Below are 17496 nucleotides of genomic sequence, written 5' to 3'. Positions count from 1 at the left end.
GGATCAGCGCAATTCTGCGCTTTCTTTCAGGCTTACTGGACGCAACTAAGCACTCAAGTTTACGGACCAGCCGGTCATGCGAAACTGAACAGCAAAGCGTCGATCTACGGTGAACGTCCGACCGCCTTAGCTTCCGCCGCTTTTCTCCGACCACAAGATTTCACGCAAAACGTAGACCTCGAATGTGTCCCTGTCCGAGACTAACGAGTATCGCCCAGGCGATTTCTTGCTTAGCTTTGCCACTCGTCCGTCGGTGAACTTTTGCTCTTCTGCAACCTGGCCCAGTTCGTAACACACTATAGCGTGATAGCCATCGGGATGATGAGACCACTTAAACAGATTTTCGAGTTTCGATACAATTTCGACCCATTTGAAGCTGGTAAACCCCTTGTCTTGCATTTCGACTAGGAGGTCTACTCCTCGAGATGTCGAGTAATCGCCGATCACAAAGTCTATCGCAGGGTGACCGGACGAGATCATAGCTTGAAGTAGCAAGGCAGTCTCAGCTTCGCTCTGAGGCTCTTTTCTAGGGGCACCTGCCACGTTGTTAGGAGGCAAGTCAGGACGTCCCTTATATGTGTTTATGCGTTGATCACGGATAGAAAGGTTCTTTTGCTCCTTTATTTTGCGAACAGCTTCTTCTCTGGACCTTCTAGCGGCGTCATCCTCTTCCTTTTTGGCAGCGAAATAACCCTGCGTGAACGGATCGTTATAAAGCTTGGAGCACCATTCCTGGATCGCATCTAAAGCAACATCGTATTCTTCACCGGAAGTTCTAACGTTATTTCTATTAGCTGTTAGATCGAATTGTTGGCAGTTGGCAAATATAAGAAAGTTCCTGTAATAGTACTGTCCCTTAAAAGCCTTTTCTAGAACAGAGTTGTTCCTCTCTATCCTGATGTAGTCTTTCGCCAGCCACAGCCCCATGTTTTCATATGTGTGGGGCACAAACGACCTGTTGTCCTCGCCAAGCAGTGCACCCACAACCTGTACCTCTATCAAATCACCGTCTGATGTAGTCCCCGCCTGGAGAGTCGTCGGGCCAAATAGCTTGCAAATCCCTCCCGTACCGCCCGATATATCTGTCATCTCTTCTGGAAAGTTGAATCCAAACGGCATTTGGATGTTGCCCCCATGCGGGGTCTTAATTTCCACATCCATTCTACGCTTTACGTCAAAGTAGTTGCCGAAGGAGCCAGCGACAGAATACCATTTTATGTAAGTTGTGAGCTCATCGAGTGATGCGAACTCCGACTGTTTCGCTTCGAAACCGTCCACGACAATCTTCGTACCACGTCCATCGGCGTCAGTTTCCTCGTAGCCGAATGTCGGCACGACGCCCTGACGAAGAGAAATCCACGGGTCAGCCTCAGTACGGGCTATTACGAGCTTGCCGTTGCTGTAGGTTTCCACATGTATGCCGCCACTCTTATAAAATATCTTCGTTCCGTGGCCCTTAGATCCGATAGCGCCGCTTCCCTTCGCTGAGTCGCCGAGATTGAAGAAGCCCTCTATCTCGCTGGAGCCCACTGACGGTCGGTGAACAGTGGACATGCCATTGCCGTCGTCTTCAATTGTGACGCGTGTTTTCTTCCTTCGCGTTCCTGGCACCTGCACAAGGTCAAAGCTCATTTTCACCTTGGTCGCGCCAGCGTCCCATGAGTTACTTAGTGCCTCCCGGATTATCTCCTTGGGGTCCTTGAAGTCTTTCGCAATCTCGAGGAATTCCCGAGCTTCATTCACCCTGGGCTTGAGTCCAGTTGGCACGCTTACGTCTCCCCCCTCAAGAGCGGACAGCCGGCTCCCGTTCGTGACAAACAGTACTGCACACCGAATCTCGCGCGCAACACGCGATTGGCGAACTTAGGCTCTTCCCTTGGGCTAGGCCGCGGAGCGACTTGCAAACTCACGGCGGGCCGGTCGCGTTGGGTTAAACACATGATCATTTCAATGTGCTGTCTGACCTCGACGCTCGAAATCTGATGCGACTTGAGGCGTAAGGCACTTCAAACGTCGATCATCGGCAAGCTAAAACCGCTCAAGGTTTGCGGATTGCCCCCTCAGTACTTTGGTTGTCTCACACGTCCGCCAGCAGTTGCCGCACGATCTCTTTGGAGTGAGAATTGACTTTGTAGAGTGATCGAGGAGCGCCCAGTTCGTACCGAGCACCTTGGGAAAGCTCGCGTGCGTCAATTCTTCCTAACCACTGCACAGGTTTAATGTGGACGAACGTTTCTTCATGTGCAGCAAAGTTATACGCACCGATCGACTTACCGATATGCAGATATTTTCCTCCCCTACTAGGAACAATCACAAAGTCCCCAACCCCAAGCTCGTGCACAAATCTGAAGAATTGGGATGCACTCATTTTCGCGGCTAGGCGTCGTTCGCTGGGGATGTTCAGAGCCTCCAGGTAATGCAGTTGGAAAGCAGCGCGGGACGCCGGAATACGCGACAGGTCGCCGAGCTGCGGCAGACTCAACGCGACGTGGCCGTTATCTAGAAAGCTCTGAAGCGCCTGCGCTCTGGGCCCAGCCCGAACCACCCAGACTGTTGGAGTATTTGTCATTCAAACATCACACATTGAACCCCTGTCGGCGCTGATCTGGCACGTGAATGAAGCGGCACTTTACCAAACGCCGCAATTAACGTCTGCGCTCATACCTTAGCCTGCCACGAGCACATTACGGCCATTCATTCGCTGCTGGGCAAGCCGACACGCGAAAAAGCGGGCATCTTATATGAAGCTTGCGTGAGCTTCCTTCCGACTGCCGGGAGCTAAACCAGACACTGGAGGTCAAGATGCTTTCCATCGCCGATGGAGAGGCGCTGACGTGCGCCCTCAATTCGCCAATCAACGACCAGTTGAAACGTCTGCTAAGACTTCGCCGTGACCAGTTGGGCGGCGACATTACCGATCAAGTTCACTTCGCCATTGTGCAACCGAGCGACACGCTAGCGGACCTTGAGCGAACGATCGGCTTTTCAGTTTTCCAGAACCCCGTTGACGGCAGCCGCTTAGGGGACACGGATTTCACCCCTGGCTGGGAGTGGATCGAGGACCACGGCTTCTGCTTCGAGTTTGTCTACATCATGGATGATAGCGGCTTCGGCCACGTGGTTATCGTCCCGAAAACGCAAGGAGTCGCTCCTGAGCTCCTGAGTCTGTGTCAAGAGCACGGCTCCGAACACGCCCAAGCGGCCCGCCAGCCGTGATCGCAAACGAACCCGTTCACTTAATGTGATGCCACCGGCGTAACCCAGACATCGGAAACGGCTCACAACCTCACCCATCCGGCCGCAGCTGAGCGGCTCCCACGGGCGCCTGCGGGCGCCTTTTTCATGCCTGAAAGGAATACCCATGCTGTCACTTCACGACGCTGCCGCAATCGCGGCGGCCCCGACGACTGCCGCTATCGAACCGGCCTTACAGCAGCTTCTCGCGGATCGGGTGCACGACTGGACCACAACAGATCTGCTCGACCTGACTCATCTGCTTATCGTGCAATCCGGTGATACCGAGGAAGCCATCCAAGAGGAGGTGGCTTTCTCCCCTTTGGTCAACCCACTCGATAACCGGCGCTTCCGCGCCACGGGCTTTGAGCCCTCTTGGGACTGGCTCGAGCACCATGAGGGCTGGTTCGAGCTGATCTTCACGGTGGGCAATGACGGGTTCGCCTTTGTACTCTTCGTTGAGGACAATGAAGGGGTCGATCCAGAGCTGCGTGCACTTTGCCGAACCTACGCGGAAGCAGCCTGATGCGCTGGCTTCTTATCGTCATCGGCGTGTGCTTGGCGTTGGCGGTGTTGAGGGCGGCTGTTGTCGCCCTCTTCATCCTGGTTACGTTGAGTCTGCTTTGGGGCGTGTTCTTCCGCCCGGCCGAAACGCTTGGCTTGGTCGCACTGTTGCTGTTTAGCGCTGTGCTTCAGACGCATACGATCGCCGTGCTGGCCCTAATGGGTTTCCTCGGTGTCATTACCTTGATGCGTCGCCCGGCGGCGCAAGAGGACGGCAGCCGGACGGACTCGCCGAGCCTGTTGCCGCCTCCGAGCCCGGACCACTGAGGGACTGGAAAACTGGAAAGCTGCGCAGTGTGGCCCAATGGCAACGGGCTGGCGCTTGACGGCCGAAGCCGTGTCCCCAATATCGCGGCCTCGACTCAGGCGGGTAGTTGAACCTCCCGATCCAACGACGAGTCGATTATGCGGCCTTGGGCGGTCACTCCGCCTCCGTTGTCTACCCGCAAGTGCGGACCTCAGGTTCAGTCCACTTAGAGTCCCAAAGGGGCTCAGCACTAGGGTAATGACTACAATGACAGAGACGAACGCAGCCCCTTGCGGGGTTAGCTCAATCACGGATCGGCTTCGCCAATTCAGCCTTTCCGATTCCTACGAAGAACTGCAACGCATCGCTCAGGACCAGAAACCCCTACTGGGGGACGTGTGTCTCAAAGGGCAGACTACCGTTTGGTACGCCAAGCCCAACACGGGCAAGACGTTGATCTGCATGGCGCTCATGAAGGAGGCCATCGAGAACATAAGGCTTTGGGCGGCCGGAACCTACTACGTCGCCGCTGACGACACTCCCAGTGGCGTTCTTGAAAAGATCAAACTGTTCGAGGGATACGGTGTAAACGTCCTTGCGCCTGGCTTCAAAGGTTTCGAAGCTAGGATGCTGCCAGAGATCATGCTGGAAATGGCCGAGGATGGTACTGCTCGGCAGAAGACCATCATCCTGGATACTCTGAAGAAGTCCGTGTCCCTCATGGACAAGGGCGAGAGCAGCAAGTTCGCTGACGTGGCTCGCCGGTTTGCCATGAAAGGCGGGACGTTCATCGGGCTCGCCCACACAAACAAGCGCACGGACAAGGACGGCCGGCCAATTTACGCCGGCACCAGTGACATCCTCGATGACTTCGATTGTGGATACACGATCATGGAAGTCGTTTCCCGTTCCACGGCGAACGAGCGAGTTGTGCAATTCGATTGTATCAAACGCCGTGGGGATGTGGCGCCTCAGGTGGCGTATTCATACTCCATCGAGCCGTCCACTTCCTATGCCGACATGGTGTCGTCCGTGCGTTTGGTAGGAGATGACGAATTGCTGCGTGCCCGTAGTGAAGCGGAGCAGACCAAGGATGCTGACATCATCGCGGCCGTCGTCGATTGCCTCGAACGTGACGACGAACTCGGAAAGATGGAACTCGCACGAGCTGTGTCAGCACGCACGGGGGTCGGCCGTCACACCGCTTCTGACGTCATCGAAAAGTATACGGGTGAGGATCGCTTCAAGCACCGCTGGAAATACCACAGAGGCTACCACGGCAAGCACGTTTATCAGCTGCTGGATTTGAGCGAGCCGAAAGCGCTGGAATTCTAAGCCCGGGAACGGCGGCCCCTCAGCGTTCCAGGATTCCAGCGTTCCAGGATTCCAGCATTCCGGTTCGCGCTGAGGGGCAGAGGCCAGCAATAGACCCCTTGGGTGCTCGCGATGCACCCTCAGGGTGCCGCCCACTCGTCAACAGCCGCGAATTCCGGCGCTCCCGGTACCCGCGTCTCCCCATTCCAAGCCCGCGTCTGGTGGGCCTCAATCCAATCATCTTTCACAAGGAGAGGCAGACATGCCCAAGCGAAAGCTCGATGCTGCGTTCGTGCAGCTCGCATACTGCCCAGAGGGCAAAAAGAAGCTCGATTACTGGGATACTACGATCAACGGCTTTGTGCTGGAGTGCCGCGCTTCCGGCGGGAAGACCTACGCACTACGCTACACCGATGAGAGCGGCGTTCAGCGTCAACACAAGATCGGCCGGTTCGAGGATATCAACTTCGATCAGGCGAAAAAGTCAGCGAAACGGTTGCGTTCTGAAGTCGTGCTAGGCGGCAATCCGGCAGCGCAAAAGGAGGAGCGGAAAGCCATCCCAACCTACAAGGAGCTGGCCGATCAGCACCTTGCTCACGCCAAGACGTATCAGAAAAGCTACGGTTCGACGGAGGTGAACATTCGCAAGCACATCGTGCCACGTTGGGGCAGGTTGCGCCTGACCGAGATCAAGCCTCAAGACATCGCCAAGTGGTTTGCCGAGAAGGCTCACGAAGGGCTGAAACCTGCGACGGTCGAGAAGATCCGTGTCGTGTTCAGTCGGTCGTTCGAGCTGGCTCGGCAGTGGAACATTCCAGGTGGCGACCGCAATCCAGTGCGAGGATTACCGCGTCGCAAGTTCAACAATGCCCGGACTCGATATCTGACAGCCGAGGAGGTTCAGCGACTCCTCAAGACGGCCGAGAGATCGCGCAACAGGCAATTGAAGGCGATCATCCAGCTGCTGCTGTTCACCGGCGCTCGTAAGTCCGAGCTGCTCCATGCCCAATGGAAGCACGTCAACCTGGAGCGGCGAGAATGGCTTATCCCCCTGTCGAAGACCGGCAAGGCGCGACACGTTCCACTATCGCAGGCGGCGATCGACGTGATCGAGAAACTGCCCAGGTTCGAGAAGTGCCCGTACCTTGTCCCCAATCCCAAGACCGCGAAACCCTACAATTGCATCAAGCACCCTTGGGACACGGTCAGGGAAGAGGCAGGAGTGTCTGACGTTTGCATTCACGACCTACGGCATTCCGCTGCGTCGTTCATGATCAACGCTGGAATCGACCTCTACGCGGTGGGCAGGGTCCTGGGGCACGCCGATCACCAATCGACGATGCGCTACAGCCATCTTGCCAATGAAACGCTGATTGCAGCTGTCGAAGCTGGCGCGGCTAAAATGATTGGAGCCGCGTAGCCATGGCGTTTCAAGAAGGGGTCGAAACATTGGTCTGCCAGCACTGCGGAGCTCGCCACAGTGCAAGTTGGCACCGTCTGCCTGTGAGGGAGGAGCGGTCAGTTCGCTGCAAGGCCGTGCCGAAACCTCCTCACGAAAGGCAAGGGCATCAAAGACTATTTCGACGTTGAATTGACCGAGGCTTAGAATCGTTTCCACGATCTAACCTCTTTTCACATCGCCGCTGGGCTGAGCATATGGGTGCTCCGTCCGGCGGCGATTTTTGTTTTTTTCGACCCATCGCGGACCTGCGACGACATGCGTCCACTCACGCTTGCAGGGATTTCTGCGAGCACTAGGAATTGGATCGAACAGGGGGACCAATGATCGCACTACTGATTGCCGCAGCCGTGGGCGCTGCGCCATCTGAATCCGATGTCTTCAAGGCGGTAGATCTCTACACTGTCTGCAGGGACAATCCTTTCCCGCAACCGCAGCGGGATGATGCCAGCATCGAGGCAGCGAAAGCTGCATATATTCGGAAGCATGGCGGGACCGCCGAAGCGCGGAAGGAGATTGATGTCGCCTGCGTCTTGTATCGTTTTGCTTATGAGGACGGGGGCCGGCGTGCTCACGAAGTCGAAGGAGCGGTCCGTCCTGCAGTAAAGGACGCTATCCGACGGGAAATCGAGCGGCAGTTCGGGCGCGTCGAGGCTTCTCCACCCAGCAATGAGTAGGTCCCTTTCCATTTCGAGCAGACATTAGGCTCAGGCAATTCAGCCGGCGTTTGCTGCTCGGGCTTTGTGGGATCGCCGGAGGTCACTTCTTGCTAAATCGTCCAGCCAAAGCGCGTTCGTTAGGTACGCAGCCAGTCCGGAACTCAGCGCAGTTTGGGAAAGCGTTGGGAGCCGCTCACGACGATAGCCAAAACGCGCCTAAACTGCTTCTACACATACGAAATTTCGGTTTTCTCTGGTACCCTTCGTAATGATGGGGTCGCGTGTTCGAGTCACGCAAGCGGCACCACCCTGCCTTCCGCCCCGACAACCCGCTGCTAAATGCCGCTCAGCCGCCCTCGATCGACCGATACGACGATCGATGACGCCGGATTGGTCACCTTCAGCGATTTGAGATCAATGCGACTGTTCGGATCCATGCGGGTGATCCGGATCGAAGGATAGTTGAGCGGCTTGGCCTTTTTGAGCTTGGGGACGCCAGCTGGTTCGACCAGCCAAGCGAAGCCCTTGTTGCGCGTATAGAAGCGCCCGGAGCCGTCAGCCTCCACGCAGAGAGCCGAATCTTCGTCGATACCTAGGCCTACGGCGCGGCGATCGCTCGTCGCCCGTACTTGGGCGACGAAGGCAATCAGCCGGCCAAGCCTGTTGCGGGCCGAGAAATGCGTATCGGTCACCACATGCTTCAGAAACGGCATGTGCAGGAAATCACGGACAATGGTCACGGCTGGACCCAGCGGGTCGGCAAGCGCGGCCGGCGATTCAATGCTCCCCCCATCCATCGCGCCGTATCCAGCGTGGCCGAGGATCGCGAGGCCGGCGCTGGTGCCGCCAACCGGCTTTCCGATGGCGATCTTTCGATCGATCGCCCGTGCGACGGGCGTTCCCTTCCAAAAGCGGACATAGTTGGCCTGGTCGCCGCCTGCGATGAATATGCCATCCGCGCTGGCCAAGACGGCTAGGACGCGCGGATCGAATGATGCGCGCCGGTTGGTGAAGATGATGGTCTGCACCGAAACCAATCCACCCACATCGCGGTACACTTCCTCACCGCGCTCCGCGCCGCCTGATGCCGCAAGAATGACGAGATGCCCGCCGCCCGCTTTACGAGCGAAACAGCGGAAAGCGTCCGTGGGCCAATCTCCACCGCCGGCCAGAAGGAGCCCTGCATGGGTGGCCGCGGGACGAGGGGCATGGAGGTCGCCGATTTCGTAATATGAATAGCCGCGTTCGGTCCCAGCGTGAGCTGCCGCCGGCATCGCAAACGCCAGAATCGCAAGAAGGATCGTAGTGCATAACTTCATGTGCTCATCCCCGGCGAGAGGGGTCCGTTATGTCGACTTCGGGGCCAATGGCGAGATCGTTGGTCGAAAAATTGCCGCGGCCGCGAGCGCTCACGGCTAAAGGCCCATCACGCTCACAAGGGGGACTGGAATGAACGACGAAGCCGAGATCGGCGCCGCAATCGACGAAATGTACGCGATGATCTCTGGGCCCAAGGGGCCGCGCGATTGGTCGCGCCAAGCCAAGTGCTTCCTGCCTGAAGCGCGCCAAGTGCGGACCTGGATCGACGAGCGAGGGCGGCCGCAAAAGCTCAGCATGACGCTGGACGAATATTCGGCAAACACCACCCCCTTCTTCGCCGAAAACGACTTCTACGAGGTCGAGACAAAGCGGCGCATCGACCGGTTCGGCAACATGGCGCACGTCTGGAGCCATTATGAGGCGCGGCGAACGCCCGACGAAGAACCGCCGGAGCGCCGCGGCATCAATTCGATCCAGTTGTTCAAAGACCCGGACCAAGGTTGGCGCATCATCCACATGATCTGGGACAACGAGCGCTAGTCGACCTCGCCACATTCGCGGTTGGCCGGGACCGCTACGTCCATCATTTTCGGATGGGGTAGGTTGAGCGCGGTCATGATCGCGACGAACTCCTCGAGCGTCTTTCCACCGCCGAGCCGTGGATTGCGGGCTTTCTCCTGTGCAACGCTGCTAACCCGGCGCCCCTGATAGTCATGGCCGGGATAGACCAACGTGTCGTCGGCAAGCGCGAAGATTTTCTCGTGAACCGAACGGTACAGTGTCGCTGAATCGCCATTCTGGAAGTCGGTGCGGCCGCAGCCGTCGATCATCAAAGCATCGCCGGTGAAGATGCGCGCGCCATCGTCGGTCTCCAGCAAATAAGCGTGGTGATCGTCGGTATGCCCGGGCGTGTACAACGGCTTGAGTGATAATCCCCCGAACCGGATCGGCTCGCCTTCGCCCACCGCGACGTCGACATTCTCGGCTTTGCTCTTGGCGGGAAGTGCGCACCGGCAGCCCGTCGCGTCCCGCAATCGTGAGGCGCCGGTCACATGGTCGGCGTGGATGTGGGTCTCGATTGTAAATTTGAGCGTCACGCCAAGCTCCTGAAGGAGCGCAAGGTCACGATCCACTGTCTCCAGCACCGGGTCGATCAAGATCGCCTCCCGGGTGTCCTCGCATGCAATCAAATAGGTGAAGGCCGATGATTGCGGCTCGAACAATTGACGGAAGATCATTGGCAGCCCCTTGCCCGACTACCGCGTTCTAGCCCATCCGCGACCCCATGAACATTTGCATCGTCGGCGCCGGCGCGATCGGCGGATGGATCGCGGCCAAGCTCGCCATCGCAGGCGAGAATGTCAGCATCCTCGCACGCGGCGATACGCTTCAGCTTGCCCGAGCAGAGGGCATTCGGATCGATGAGCGGGGCGAGGAACTGGTCGCGCCGGTAACGGCCGGGGATAATGCGACCGCTATTGGCAAGCAGGACCTCCTGATCATTGCCGTCAAGGCGCCAGCGCTTCCTGCACTTGCTTCGGAACTCAAGCCGCTGATTGGGCCCGAGACGATGGTCATGCCCGCGCTGAACGGCGTGCCCTGGTGGTTTGTCGAGGGACAGCCATTGGCCTCGGTCGACCCTGACGGCGCAATCGCCGCCTCAATCCCGCTGGAACAGGTGGTGGGGTGCGTGGTGCACGTGTCTTGCTCGCGTTCGGCGCCCAATCGCATTGAGGTCAATCACGCCGACAGGCTCATCATCGGCGAGCCCGACGGCCAACCGAGCGAGCGGACCGCGCGGCTATTCGCGACCTTCGACAAGGCAGGGCTTCGACCTGACCTTAGCAACAATGTCCGCAAAGCCATCTGGTACAAATTATGGGGCAATGCGACGATCAACCCGCTGTCGGCGCTCACACGCGCGACGGCGGACAAGATCCTTGCGGATGCTGAGTGCCGCGCCTGGATGCTCGAAGGCATGGCCGAGCTCGCCCAGATCGCTGCGGCGATCGGCTGCCCGATCAGCGAGAGTGGCGAGGACCGGATGAAGGTCACAGCGCGGCTTGGCGCGTTCAAGACATCGATGCTGCAGGATGTCGAGGCCGGGCGGCCGATCGAGCTGGAGGCGCTGGTTGGCGCGCCGCGCGAGATTGCCGCGCGGCATGGCATTGCGACGCCGGCGCTAGACCGGCTCTACCGAGTCACCCGGCTGATGGCTGAAAGCCTCGGTTTAGGCTGACGCTTCGACCCGCCCGACGCATTCGCCGAAACCAATCCGGGCGGCGCCTTCGGCCTCGCACCAGGCCTTCAACGTCACTTCGTCGCCGTCTTCCAGGAAGCTGCGCTTTTCACCCGTCGATAGCTCGATCGGCTCCTTGCCCCCATGGCTGATCTCGAGCAGCGACCCGAGGCCGGTAGCGCTGGCCGTCGATAAGGTTCCAGTCCCGATCAGGTCGCCGGGTTGCAGGTTGCAGCCGTTAGCGCTGTGGTGGGTGATGATTTGCGCCGCGCTCCAGTACATCGCGGCGTCGGCCGACCCGCGCGAAAGCACGTGCGGAACAGCGCCGGCGTTGCGCATCTGCGCGGTGGTCAAAGTCACCTCAAGCTGGATGGCAACCCCGCCACTTTGACGATCAGCAGGATCGTCGAGGTACGGAAGTGGCTCCGGATCGCCGCTTGGTCGCGCCGGCATGGGTTTCCGGAACGGCGTCAACGCCTGAGGGCTGATGATCCATGCACTCACGCTCGTCAGGAAGTTCTTGGCGAGAAACGGGCCCAGTGGCTGATATTCCCAGGCCTGCAGATCGCGCGCCGACCAATCGTTGAGCAAGCAATAGCCGGCGATATGCTCCGCCGCTTCGCCGATCGGAATCGGCGATCCAAGCTCGTTGCCCCGCCCCACCCAGATGCCGAGCTCGAGTTCATAATCGAGACGCCGGCTTGGCCCATATTCGGGAGCGTCGGCGTCAGGCGCCTTGCGTTGCCCGCTAGGCCGGATCACCGGCTCGCCGGACGCTCGCACCGAGCTTGCGCGGCCGTGATAGCCGATCGGCACATATTTATAGTTGGGCAGGAGCGGATTGTCGGGACGGAACTGCTTGCCGACGTTGGTCGCGTGATGGATGCCGACGTAGAAGTCGGTGTAGTCGCCGATGAGGCACGGCACATGCATTCGGGCCTCGGTTTGGCCGACCAGCTGGGGCTCGACATCGTCGCGATAGCGCTCGTCGGTGAACAGCTCCTGCAGCCGCTCGCGGAGCATTTGCTGGGCCGCCTGTCCGCGGGCCAACCAGCCGTTCAAAACGGGTCGCGACAGATCTTCACGCCAATCCTCGTCGAGAAGATCGGAGATCCCTTCAAGGTCGAGCACGTAATCACCGATCGCGACCCCCGCCTTTCGGCGACGTTGCCCAACCGAAAAAATGCCGAGCGGCAGGTTCTCGATGGGAAAGTCGCTGCCTTCCGCACTGTCGACCCAGCAGCCGCTCACGGCAACTTGGCCTTGGGGAAACCGGCCCACGCTTGATCGTAATCAGGCTGGGCTCGATCGAGGGCGAATTGGGTGGGACGGTAGGGCCAGCAGGTCTCGACCATGAAAGCCATCGTGCCTTCGATCTTGGTCGGCTTGAGGGCTGCCTCGCTCGCCTTTTTCCAACTGTCGAGGTCGGGGCCGTGCCCACTCATCAAATTGTGAAGCGACAACCCGCCGGGGGCGAAGCCGTCCGCTTTGGCATCGTACGCCCCGGAGATCAGCCCCATCGCCTCACTCATCACGTTGCGGTGGAACCACGGCGGGCGGAACGTGTCTTCCGCGACCATCCAGCGCGGCGGAAAGATCACGAAGTCGGCGTTGGCCCGGCCGGGCACGTCGCTAGGGCTGGTTAGCACTGTGAAGATCGATGGATCGGGGTGGTCGTAGCTGACCGTGCCGATCGTGTTGAAGTTCGACAGGTCGTAACGCCACGGCGCGTAATTGCCGTGCCACGCGACAACATCAAGCGGAGAATGGTCGAGCGTGGTCCGCCACAGCGAGCCGAGCGACTTCTGGATGACTTCAGTCGGCTCATCCTTGTCCTCGAACCAGGCTACCGGCGATTCGAAATCGCGTGGATTGGCCAGGCCATTGGAACCGATCGGTCCGAGCTCCGGCAGACGCAGCGGAAGACCGTGGTTCTCGGCGACGTAGCCGCGAGCTTCACCGTTGACCTCCACGCGGAATTTGATGCCGCGCGGGATAAGCGCGACCGAGCCAGGGGACACGTCCATCCGACCCAGTTCCGTAGAGATGATCAGCGAGCCCTGTTGGGGCAGGATCAACAGCTCGCCGTCCGCATCCACGAACACGCGGTTCTTCATCGATTTCGAGGCGCGATAGAGATGGACGGCGACCCCTTCGAGATCTGCAGGATCGCGGTTGGCGAGCATCGTCACCAGCCCGTCGACGAAATCCCTGCCGCCAGGCAGATCCGAGGGCGGATTCCATCGCAACCGATTCGGCGCCAGGGGCTCCTTCACCGTTCCCGGCGCGAACAAAGGCGCCCCATCATACCGCTCGAACGTGCGATGATCCGCGGTCGGCCGCATCCGATAAAGCCACGAGCGGCGGTTCTCGTGCCTCGGGGAGGTGAAAGAGCTTCCCGAGACCTGCTCTGCGTAAAGCCCGAAGGCCGGGCGCTGGGGTGAATTGCGGCCCTTGGGCAGCGCTCCATCAACGGCTTCGGTTTCGAAGTGGCCGCCGAAGCCGCTCATATAGGTAAGCGCGTTCATGCGCCGCGGGTTATCGTTTCAGGCGCGCACAATCAAACGGGCGCGGCCGGTTAAGGCCGCGCCCGCACGCCGACGGGGACTCGCGACCCGCCCGCGCTCACCTGACCCTCTCCGGTCAGTTGTGGTTGACGTTGACGTCGATCTTGTCGGGAACGTCGACAGTGGTCTTGCTTCCGCCGAGGCCGAGCTGGCCGCGGAAGAGGAACAGGAGCACCAGAACGACGATGATCAGCAGGACAACGGCGAGAACGCCGCCTCCCCCGCCGCCACCAGTTTCGACTACGGTCGTGTGTTCGCGCTCCGTGCCGTTATCATCGGCCATGGAAACTCTCCCTGTCTCATCCTGTTATTGCTGCGAAACGAACGAACCGTCGCAACGGCGGTTCCGCGAAGGAGTAAGGCATTGAGATTCGAGAGACTTGCGACGGCGATGCTGCTGGGGGGGCTGGCGGCCTGCAATCAGCCGGCCCCACAGGAAGCCGTAAGGAACGAGGTCGATAACCAGCCCGCAGCTGCGAGCGCGCCTGGGCTGGATCTCAACCGTGTCGCCAATGTCTCGCTGCCGGACGACAGGACGCCGCTCGAGGAGCCCAACGGGCCGATCGATCCCAAGAGCGCGGAGGCGGCCGGCCAGGTCGTGCAGCATTATGGCGCCCTGATTGAACAGGGCCGCTGGACGGAATCGTGGAAGCTTTGGTCCGACGCGGCCACAGCGAAGGCGTTCGATCGGAATTGGCGCAACGCATCCGAAGTGCACATGGAAATCGGTAAGCCCGGGGACATGGAAGGAGCGGCCGGCTCCAGCTATGTGACCGTACCCGCGATCTTCTATGGCAAAGAGAAGAGCAGTGCCGAGTACCGGCGGGCTGCCGATGTCATCTTGAGGAGGGTCAACGATGTGCCGGGCTCCACTGAGGCACAACGCCGCTGGCACATCGAGCGGGTTGAGTGGAAGGCACCCGCCTAGAGGTTCTTCACTGCCTCTTCGAGCTGCTTCGCCTCATCCGGTGACACGGGGGCACCGCTCGCGTCGGTGATCTCGACCCCATTGTCACTGCTGTTCGCCTGGCCATCCGTCGGCGTGACGAAATCATAAGCGAACCAGATGATGCCGGCGGCCCAGACGAGCGCCATCCAGCGGCTCTTGAATATCGTACTGGAGCGCATCGGGACCATCGCCCGATTGTGCTCCTGACCGCTTAAGAATGTGTTTCTTCTGAGCGGCTTATCTCGCGATAGGGAAAATTGTCACGAATCCGGGAGTTGAAATAGGCGCCCTTGGAGAAGGCCGAGCGAAACGCCTCGGCGACCTCTTCGGGAACTTCGGAGTAGACGTAGCGGCGGCCGGTCGTGAACTCGACCCACAGCTCACCTTCCATCTGATCGTAAACGAAGCGGCGAATTACTGAGGAAGGCATGGGCTTTGAACGATTGGGCTTCTACCCTGCTCCAACTAAGGGCATTTAGGTTCATTGTGCGATGTACGTGGTGAAGGAGAGCCTCGATGATCAAGCCTGTTCCACTGCTTGCCGGTCTCAGCCTTGTTGCGGTTACTGCCTGCGCGACTCAGCCGGCCGCTGCGCCGGCACAGTTCAGCCGCGCGCCGCAATGTTTTCACGCCAATGAGGTGCTCGGCTATGCCTCTGCTCCTGACGGATCGGTTCAGCTGCAAACGGCTCAAGGTCCGTTCCAAATCAGGCTCGGCCCCAACTGTCCCGACTTCAGCTGGATGATGGAAATCGGTGTTCGGCCGGTCGATGACTCTTGGCTGTGCGAGGGCCACCCTCAGCAGATCATCACAGCCTATCAGACACCGCTGGCCCGCTGTCGGATCACGGACATCCAAAGCTTGTCGCGAGCGGCCCTGGCTGCCTGAAAAGCGGCTCAGTCGGTTGTCGGCGCGGACGTCGCCGGACGGCCGCGGCTAAGAGCACCGGCCATGCCGCCGAGCGCCAACAGTGCGCCGGTGATGGTCAGTGATGTCCACTCATAATGTTCGAGCCAGGTCGAGAAGCCCATGGCAATGATCGGCAGCACGACGCTTGAGTAAGCGGCCTTGGCCGGCCCGATTTTGCGAACCACCGGGTAATAAAGGCTGAAGGTCAGAACCGAGGCGGCTAGCGCCAGGTAGAGCAAGCCCACCCAATAGACCGGGCGGGGGTCGAACACCGGCGGGCCGGCGACTGCAAAGGCCAAGAGAGCGTCGATCAGCGCGCCGACCGCCATCGACCAGGCAAGCAGGCCGAACAAAGGATATTTGCGGATCTCGGGGCGGGCCTGGGCGACATTGGCGATCGCGGCGCCAAGCATGCCGCACAGCGTGAGGAGGATGCCGGCGACGACCTGGCGCGGGCTCGCGGCATGTTGGTGCAGCTCGTGCACGAACAAAAGCGTCATGCCGGCCACGGCGACGACCGAACTCCAGGCGAAGCGCTTGGTCGGGCGGTGCCCGAGCAATGCCCACCCAAGCAGGGTCGCGGGGATGAGCAGCAGCGCAAACACGGTGGCGACCACGCCCGAAGTGATGTGCCGCTCGGCCAGATACACGGCGTTAAAGTTCACGCTGAACTGGAAGAAGCCCAGGAAAAGTGCCGCCAAAAACCCTTTGCGATCGAGCTTTAGGCTGTCGCCTTTCCATAACGCCACGATCGCCATGGCCACCGCGGCAATGGCGAAGCGGTAGGCGACCGACCATTGCGGCGGCACGGTTCCCAGCTGGCCGCGAATGACAATCCACGTCGAGCCCCAGATCGCGGTGAAGATGATGAATGGGATGACGACCGAGCCCATCTCGGCCTGAAGGTTTTCGGGAGCCTCGCCCTTGTTCACATCCCGCGGCATCGACAGAGACTAAGCGACGCCGCGCGTCTTGCGCCAATCAATGGCGATCGAACGCTGATAAGCAGCGCTTATGCGGCTCATAGGGCGGCAAGCGCCGCGGCAAATCGCTCGACGTCTTCACCGCGCTGGTCCCAGCTGGTCACGAGGCGGATTTCGCCGGGTCCCCAGTCGTAGAAATCAAAGCCTTGGTCGCGCAGGCGCTGTGCCTCTTCGCTCGAGACATTGAGGAAGACTTCGTTCGCTTCGACGGGATAGACCAGCCGCTGCGGAGCGGCCCTGGCCAGGGCCTGCGCAGCCGCATTGGCGGCTCCCCCATTCTCCAGCCAAAGGCCGTCCTCAAGCAGGGCCAGGATTTGCGCCGCGAGCATGCGGCCCTTCGAGGCGAGGTGCCCCGCCCGCTTGCGCCTGACCGCAACCTCGTCGGCGAGTTCGGTCTTGAACAGCACCAGGCATTCAGCGCTGAGCCCGCCATTCTTAACGAACCCGAACGAAAGCGCGTCGACCCCGGCGCGCCAGGTCACGTCCGCCGCGCTTTCGCCGGTTGTCGCCAGCGCATTGGCGAAGCGAGCGCCGTCCATATGGAAGGCGAGACCTTTGGCTTTCGCGACGTCGCCCAATGCGGCAACCTCATCCGCGCGATAGACCAGGCCATATTCGGTCGCGTTGGTGATCGAGATGGCGGCTGGCTGAACCTGGTGGACGTCGGGGCGGATGCGTTCGCAAGCAGCGCACACCGTTTCGGCGTCGATCTTTGCGCCGGCTCCATCGAGTAGCACGAGCTTGGCGCCGCCGGTAAAGAAGCCCGGAGCCCCCGCTTCATCGACCTCGATATGCGCGTCCTTGTGGCACAGGATTGCGCGGTAGGGCGGGCAGAGGGCGCCAAGGGCAATGCAATTGGCCGCGGTGCCAGTCGTAACCCAGAATGCGCGAACTTCAGTCTCAAACAGGTTCGAGAGGACGCCGTCCAGCCGCTTGCTGAGAGCGTCGCCGTCGTACGCGGTATCGACGTGGTTGGAAGCGGCGATCGCTTCCATCACTTTGGGATGGGCGACCGCCGCATTGTCCGAAAAGAAGCGCATCACCGGCGAATG

General features: G+C 59.9%; 21 protein-coding genes. 10 read left to right on the top strand and 11 right to left on the bottom strand.

The annotated features are described in order from the left end of the window. Window positions 1-126: 126 nt before the first annotated feature. Together AC4K8G_RS09925 and AC4K8G_RS09920 are read right to left on the bottom strand one after the other, a co-directional pair. Complete coding sequence (locus AC4K8G_RS09925; RefSeq protein WP_491733986.1) at window positions 127-1767, bottom strand: ATP-binding protein; 1641 nt, start codon at window positions 1765-1767, stop codon at window positions 127-129. A 310-nt stretch (window positions 1768-2077) separates the two neighbouring features. Continuing rightward, window positions 2078-2569, bottom strand: a complete 492-nt coding sequence (locus tag AC4K8G_RS09920) for a restriction endonuclease (protein ID WP_491733985.1) — start codon at window positions 2567-2569, stop codon at window positions 2078-2080. A gap of 233 nt (window positions 2570-2802) precedes the next feature. Between AC4K8G_RS09920 and AC4K8G_RS09915 the strand changes: the two genes are divergently transcribed. The 6 genes from AC4K8G_RS09915 (at window position 2803) to AC4K8G_RS09890 (ending at window position 7495) form a co-directional block, all read left to right on the top strand. Beyond that, window positions 2803-3216, top strand: coding sequence for a hypothetical protein (locus tag AC4K8G_RS09915; RefSeq protein ID WP_491733984.1), 414 nt, complete (start codon window positions 2803-2805; stop codon window positions 3214-3216). 145 nt (window positions 3217-3361) lie between these two features. Continuing rightward, window positions 3362-3760, top strand: coding sequence for a hypothetical protein (locus tag AC4K8G_RS09910; RefSeq protein ID WP_491733983.1), 399 nt, complete (start codon window positions 3362-3364; stop codon window positions 3758-3760). Further along, a complete protein-coding gene (locus tag AC4K8G_RS09905; protein WP_491733982.1) occupies window positions 3760-4065 on the top strand; it encodes a hypothetical protein in 306 nt (101 codons plus the stop codon). The genes AC4K8G_RS09910 and AC4K8G_RS09905 overlap by 1 nt, the downstream gene beginning before the upstream one ends. A gap of 247 nt (window positions 4066-4312) precedes the next feature. Continuing rightward, complete coding sequence (locus AC4K8G_RS09900) at window positions 4313-5380, top strand: hypothetical protein (RefSeq protein WP_491733981.1); 1068 nt, start codon at window positions 4313-4315, stop codon at window positions 5378-5380. A gap of 241 nt (window positions 5381-5621) precedes the next feature. After that, window positions 5622-6779: a site-specific integrase gene (locus AC4K8G_RS09895; protein WP_491733980.1), complete on the top strand. Its 1158-nt coding sequence runs from the start codon at window positions 5622-5624 to the stop codon at window positions 6777-6779. Window positions 6780-7141: 362 nt separating this feature from the next. Further along, window positions 7142-7495, top strand: coding sequence for a hypothetical protein (locus AC4K8G_RS09890; RefSeq protein ID WP_491733979.1), 354 nt, complete (start codon window positions 7142-7144; stop codon window positions 7493-7495). A 317-nt stretch (window positions 7496-7812) separates the two neighbouring features. Here AC4K8G_RS09890 and AC4K8G_RS09885 read toward each other — a convergent pair whose 3' ends face one another. Continuing rightward, complete coding sequence (locus tag AC4K8G_RS09885; protein WP_491733978.1) at window positions 7813-8796, bottom strand: cyanophycinase; 984 nt, start codon at window positions 8794-8796, stop codon at window positions 7813-7815. A gap of 130 nt (window positions 8797-8926) precedes the next feature. Between AC4K8G_RS09885 and AC4K8G_RS09880 the strand changes: the two genes are divergently transcribed. Beyond that, a complete protein-coding gene (locus tag AC4K8G_RS09880) occupies window positions 8927-9337 on the top strand; it encodes a Cif family virulence factor (RefSeq protein ID WP_491733977.1) in 411 nt (136 codons plus the stop codon). On the opposite strand, the gene AC4K8G_RS09875 is transcribed toward AC4K8G_RS09880, so the two are convergent. After that, complete coding sequence (locus AC4K8G_RS09875; RefSeq protein WP_491733976.1) at window positions 9334-10035, bottom strand: MBL fold metallo-hydrolase; 702 nt, start codon at window positions 10033-10035, stop codon at window positions 9334-9336. The two genes, AC4K8G_RS09880 and AC4K8G_RS09875, sit on opposite strands and share 4 nt — an antisense overlap. Window positions 10036-10082: 47 nt before the next feature. Here AC4K8G_RS09875 and AC4K8G_RS09870 point away from each other — a divergent pair, with 47 nt between their 5' ends. Beyond that, the gene (locus AC4K8G_RS09870) at window positions 10083-11036 is read left to right on the top strand and encodes a ketopantoate reductase family protein (protein ID WP_491733975.1); all 954 of its coding nucleotides are present in this window, start codon (window positions 10083-10085) and stop codon (window positions 11034-11036) included. Here the strand turns inward: AC4K8G_RS09870 and fahA are convergent. The 3 genes from fahA to AC4K8G_RS09855 form a co-directional block, all read right to left on the bottom strand. Beyond that, window positions 11028-12287: a fumarylacetoacetase gene (gene fahA / locus AC4K8G_RS09865; protein WP_491733974.1), complete on the bottom strand. Its 1260-nt coding sequence runs from the start codon at window positions 12285-12287 to the stop codon at window positions 11028-11030. The genes AC4K8G_RS09870 and fahA overlap by 9 nt on opposite strands. Beyond that, a complete protein-coding gene (gene hmgA / locus AC4K8G_RS09860) occupies window positions 12284-13564 on the bottom strand; it encodes a homogentisate 1,2-dioxygenase (RefSeq protein ID WP_491733973.1) in 1281 nt (426 codons plus the stop codon). The genes fahA and hmgA overlap by 4 nt, the downstream gene beginning before the upstream one ends. Before the next feature lie 115 nt (window positions 13565-13679). Further along, complete coding sequence (locus AC4K8G_RS09855; protein ID WP_491733972.1) at window positions 13680-13886, bottom strand: hypothetical protein; 207 nt, start codon at window positions 13884-13886, stop codon at window positions 13680-13682. A gap of 81 nt (window positions 13887-13967) precedes the next feature. Here AC4K8G_RS09855 and AC4K8G_RS09850 point away from each other — a divergent pair, with 81 nt between their 5' ends. Further along, complete coding sequence (locus AC4K8G_RS09850; protein ID WP_491733971.1) at window positions 13968-14531, top strand: hypothetical protein; 564 nt, start codon at window positions 13968-13970, stop codon at window positions 14529-14531. Here AC4K8G_RS09850 and AC4K8G_RS09845 read toward each other — a convergent pair. Together AC4K8G_RS09845 and AC4K8G_RS09840 are read right to left on the bottom strand one after the other, a co-directional pair. Beyond that, window positions 14528-14698, bottom strand: a complete 171-nt coding sequence (locus tag AC4K8G_RS09845; RefSeq protein ID WP_491733970.1) for a hypothetical protein — start codon at window positions 14696-14698, stop codon at window positions 14528-14530. The genes AC4K8G_RS09850 and AC4K8G_RS09845 overlap by 4 nt on opposite strands. Before the next feature lie 65 nt (window positions 14699-14763). Next, window positions 14764-14982 (bottom strand): KTSC domain-containing protein, encoded by a 219-nt coding sequence (locus AC4K8G_RS09840; RefSeq protein ID WP_491733969.1) that lies wholly within the window; start codon window positions 14980-14982, stop codon window positions 14764-14766. An 86-nt stretch (window positions 14983-15068) separates the two neighbouring features. Between AC4K8G_RS09840 and AC4K8G_RS09835 the strand changes: the two genes are divergently transcribed. Then, the gene (locus AC4K8G_RS09835) at window positions 15069-15440 is read left to right on the top strand and encodes a DUF6491 family protein (protein ID WP_491733968.1); all 372 of its coding nucleotides are present in this window, start codon (window positions 15069-15071) and stop codon (window positions 15438-15440) included. An 8-nt stretch (window positions 15441-15448) separates the two neighbouring features. Here AC4K8G_RS09835 and AC4K8G_RS09830 read toward each other — a convergent pair whose 3' ends face one another. Both AC4K8G_RS09830 and AC4K8G_RS09825 read right to left on the bottom strand, forming a co-directional pair. Beyond that, window positions 15449-16405: a DMT family transporter gene (locus tag AC4K8G_RS09830; RefSeq protein WP_491733967.1), complete on the bottom strand. Its 957-nt coding sequence runs from the start codon at window positions 16403-16405 to the stop codon at window positions 15449-15451. A gap of 77 nt (window positions 16406-16482) precedes the next feature. After that, on the bottom strand, window positions 16483-17484 hold the full coding sequence (locus AC4K8G_RS09825) for a threonine aldolase family protein (RefSeq protein ID WP_491733966.1): 1002 nt from the start codon (window positions 17482-17484) through the stop codon (window positions 16483-16485). Between the last annotated feature and the right edge of the window lie 12 nt (window positions 17485-17496).

The sequence above is a fragment of the Sphingomonas sp. SP3 genome, assembly GCF_058514305.1.
The sequence above is the reverse complement of the archived record's forward strand: the minus strand, read 5'-3'. Positions and strand labels throughout refer to the sequence as shown.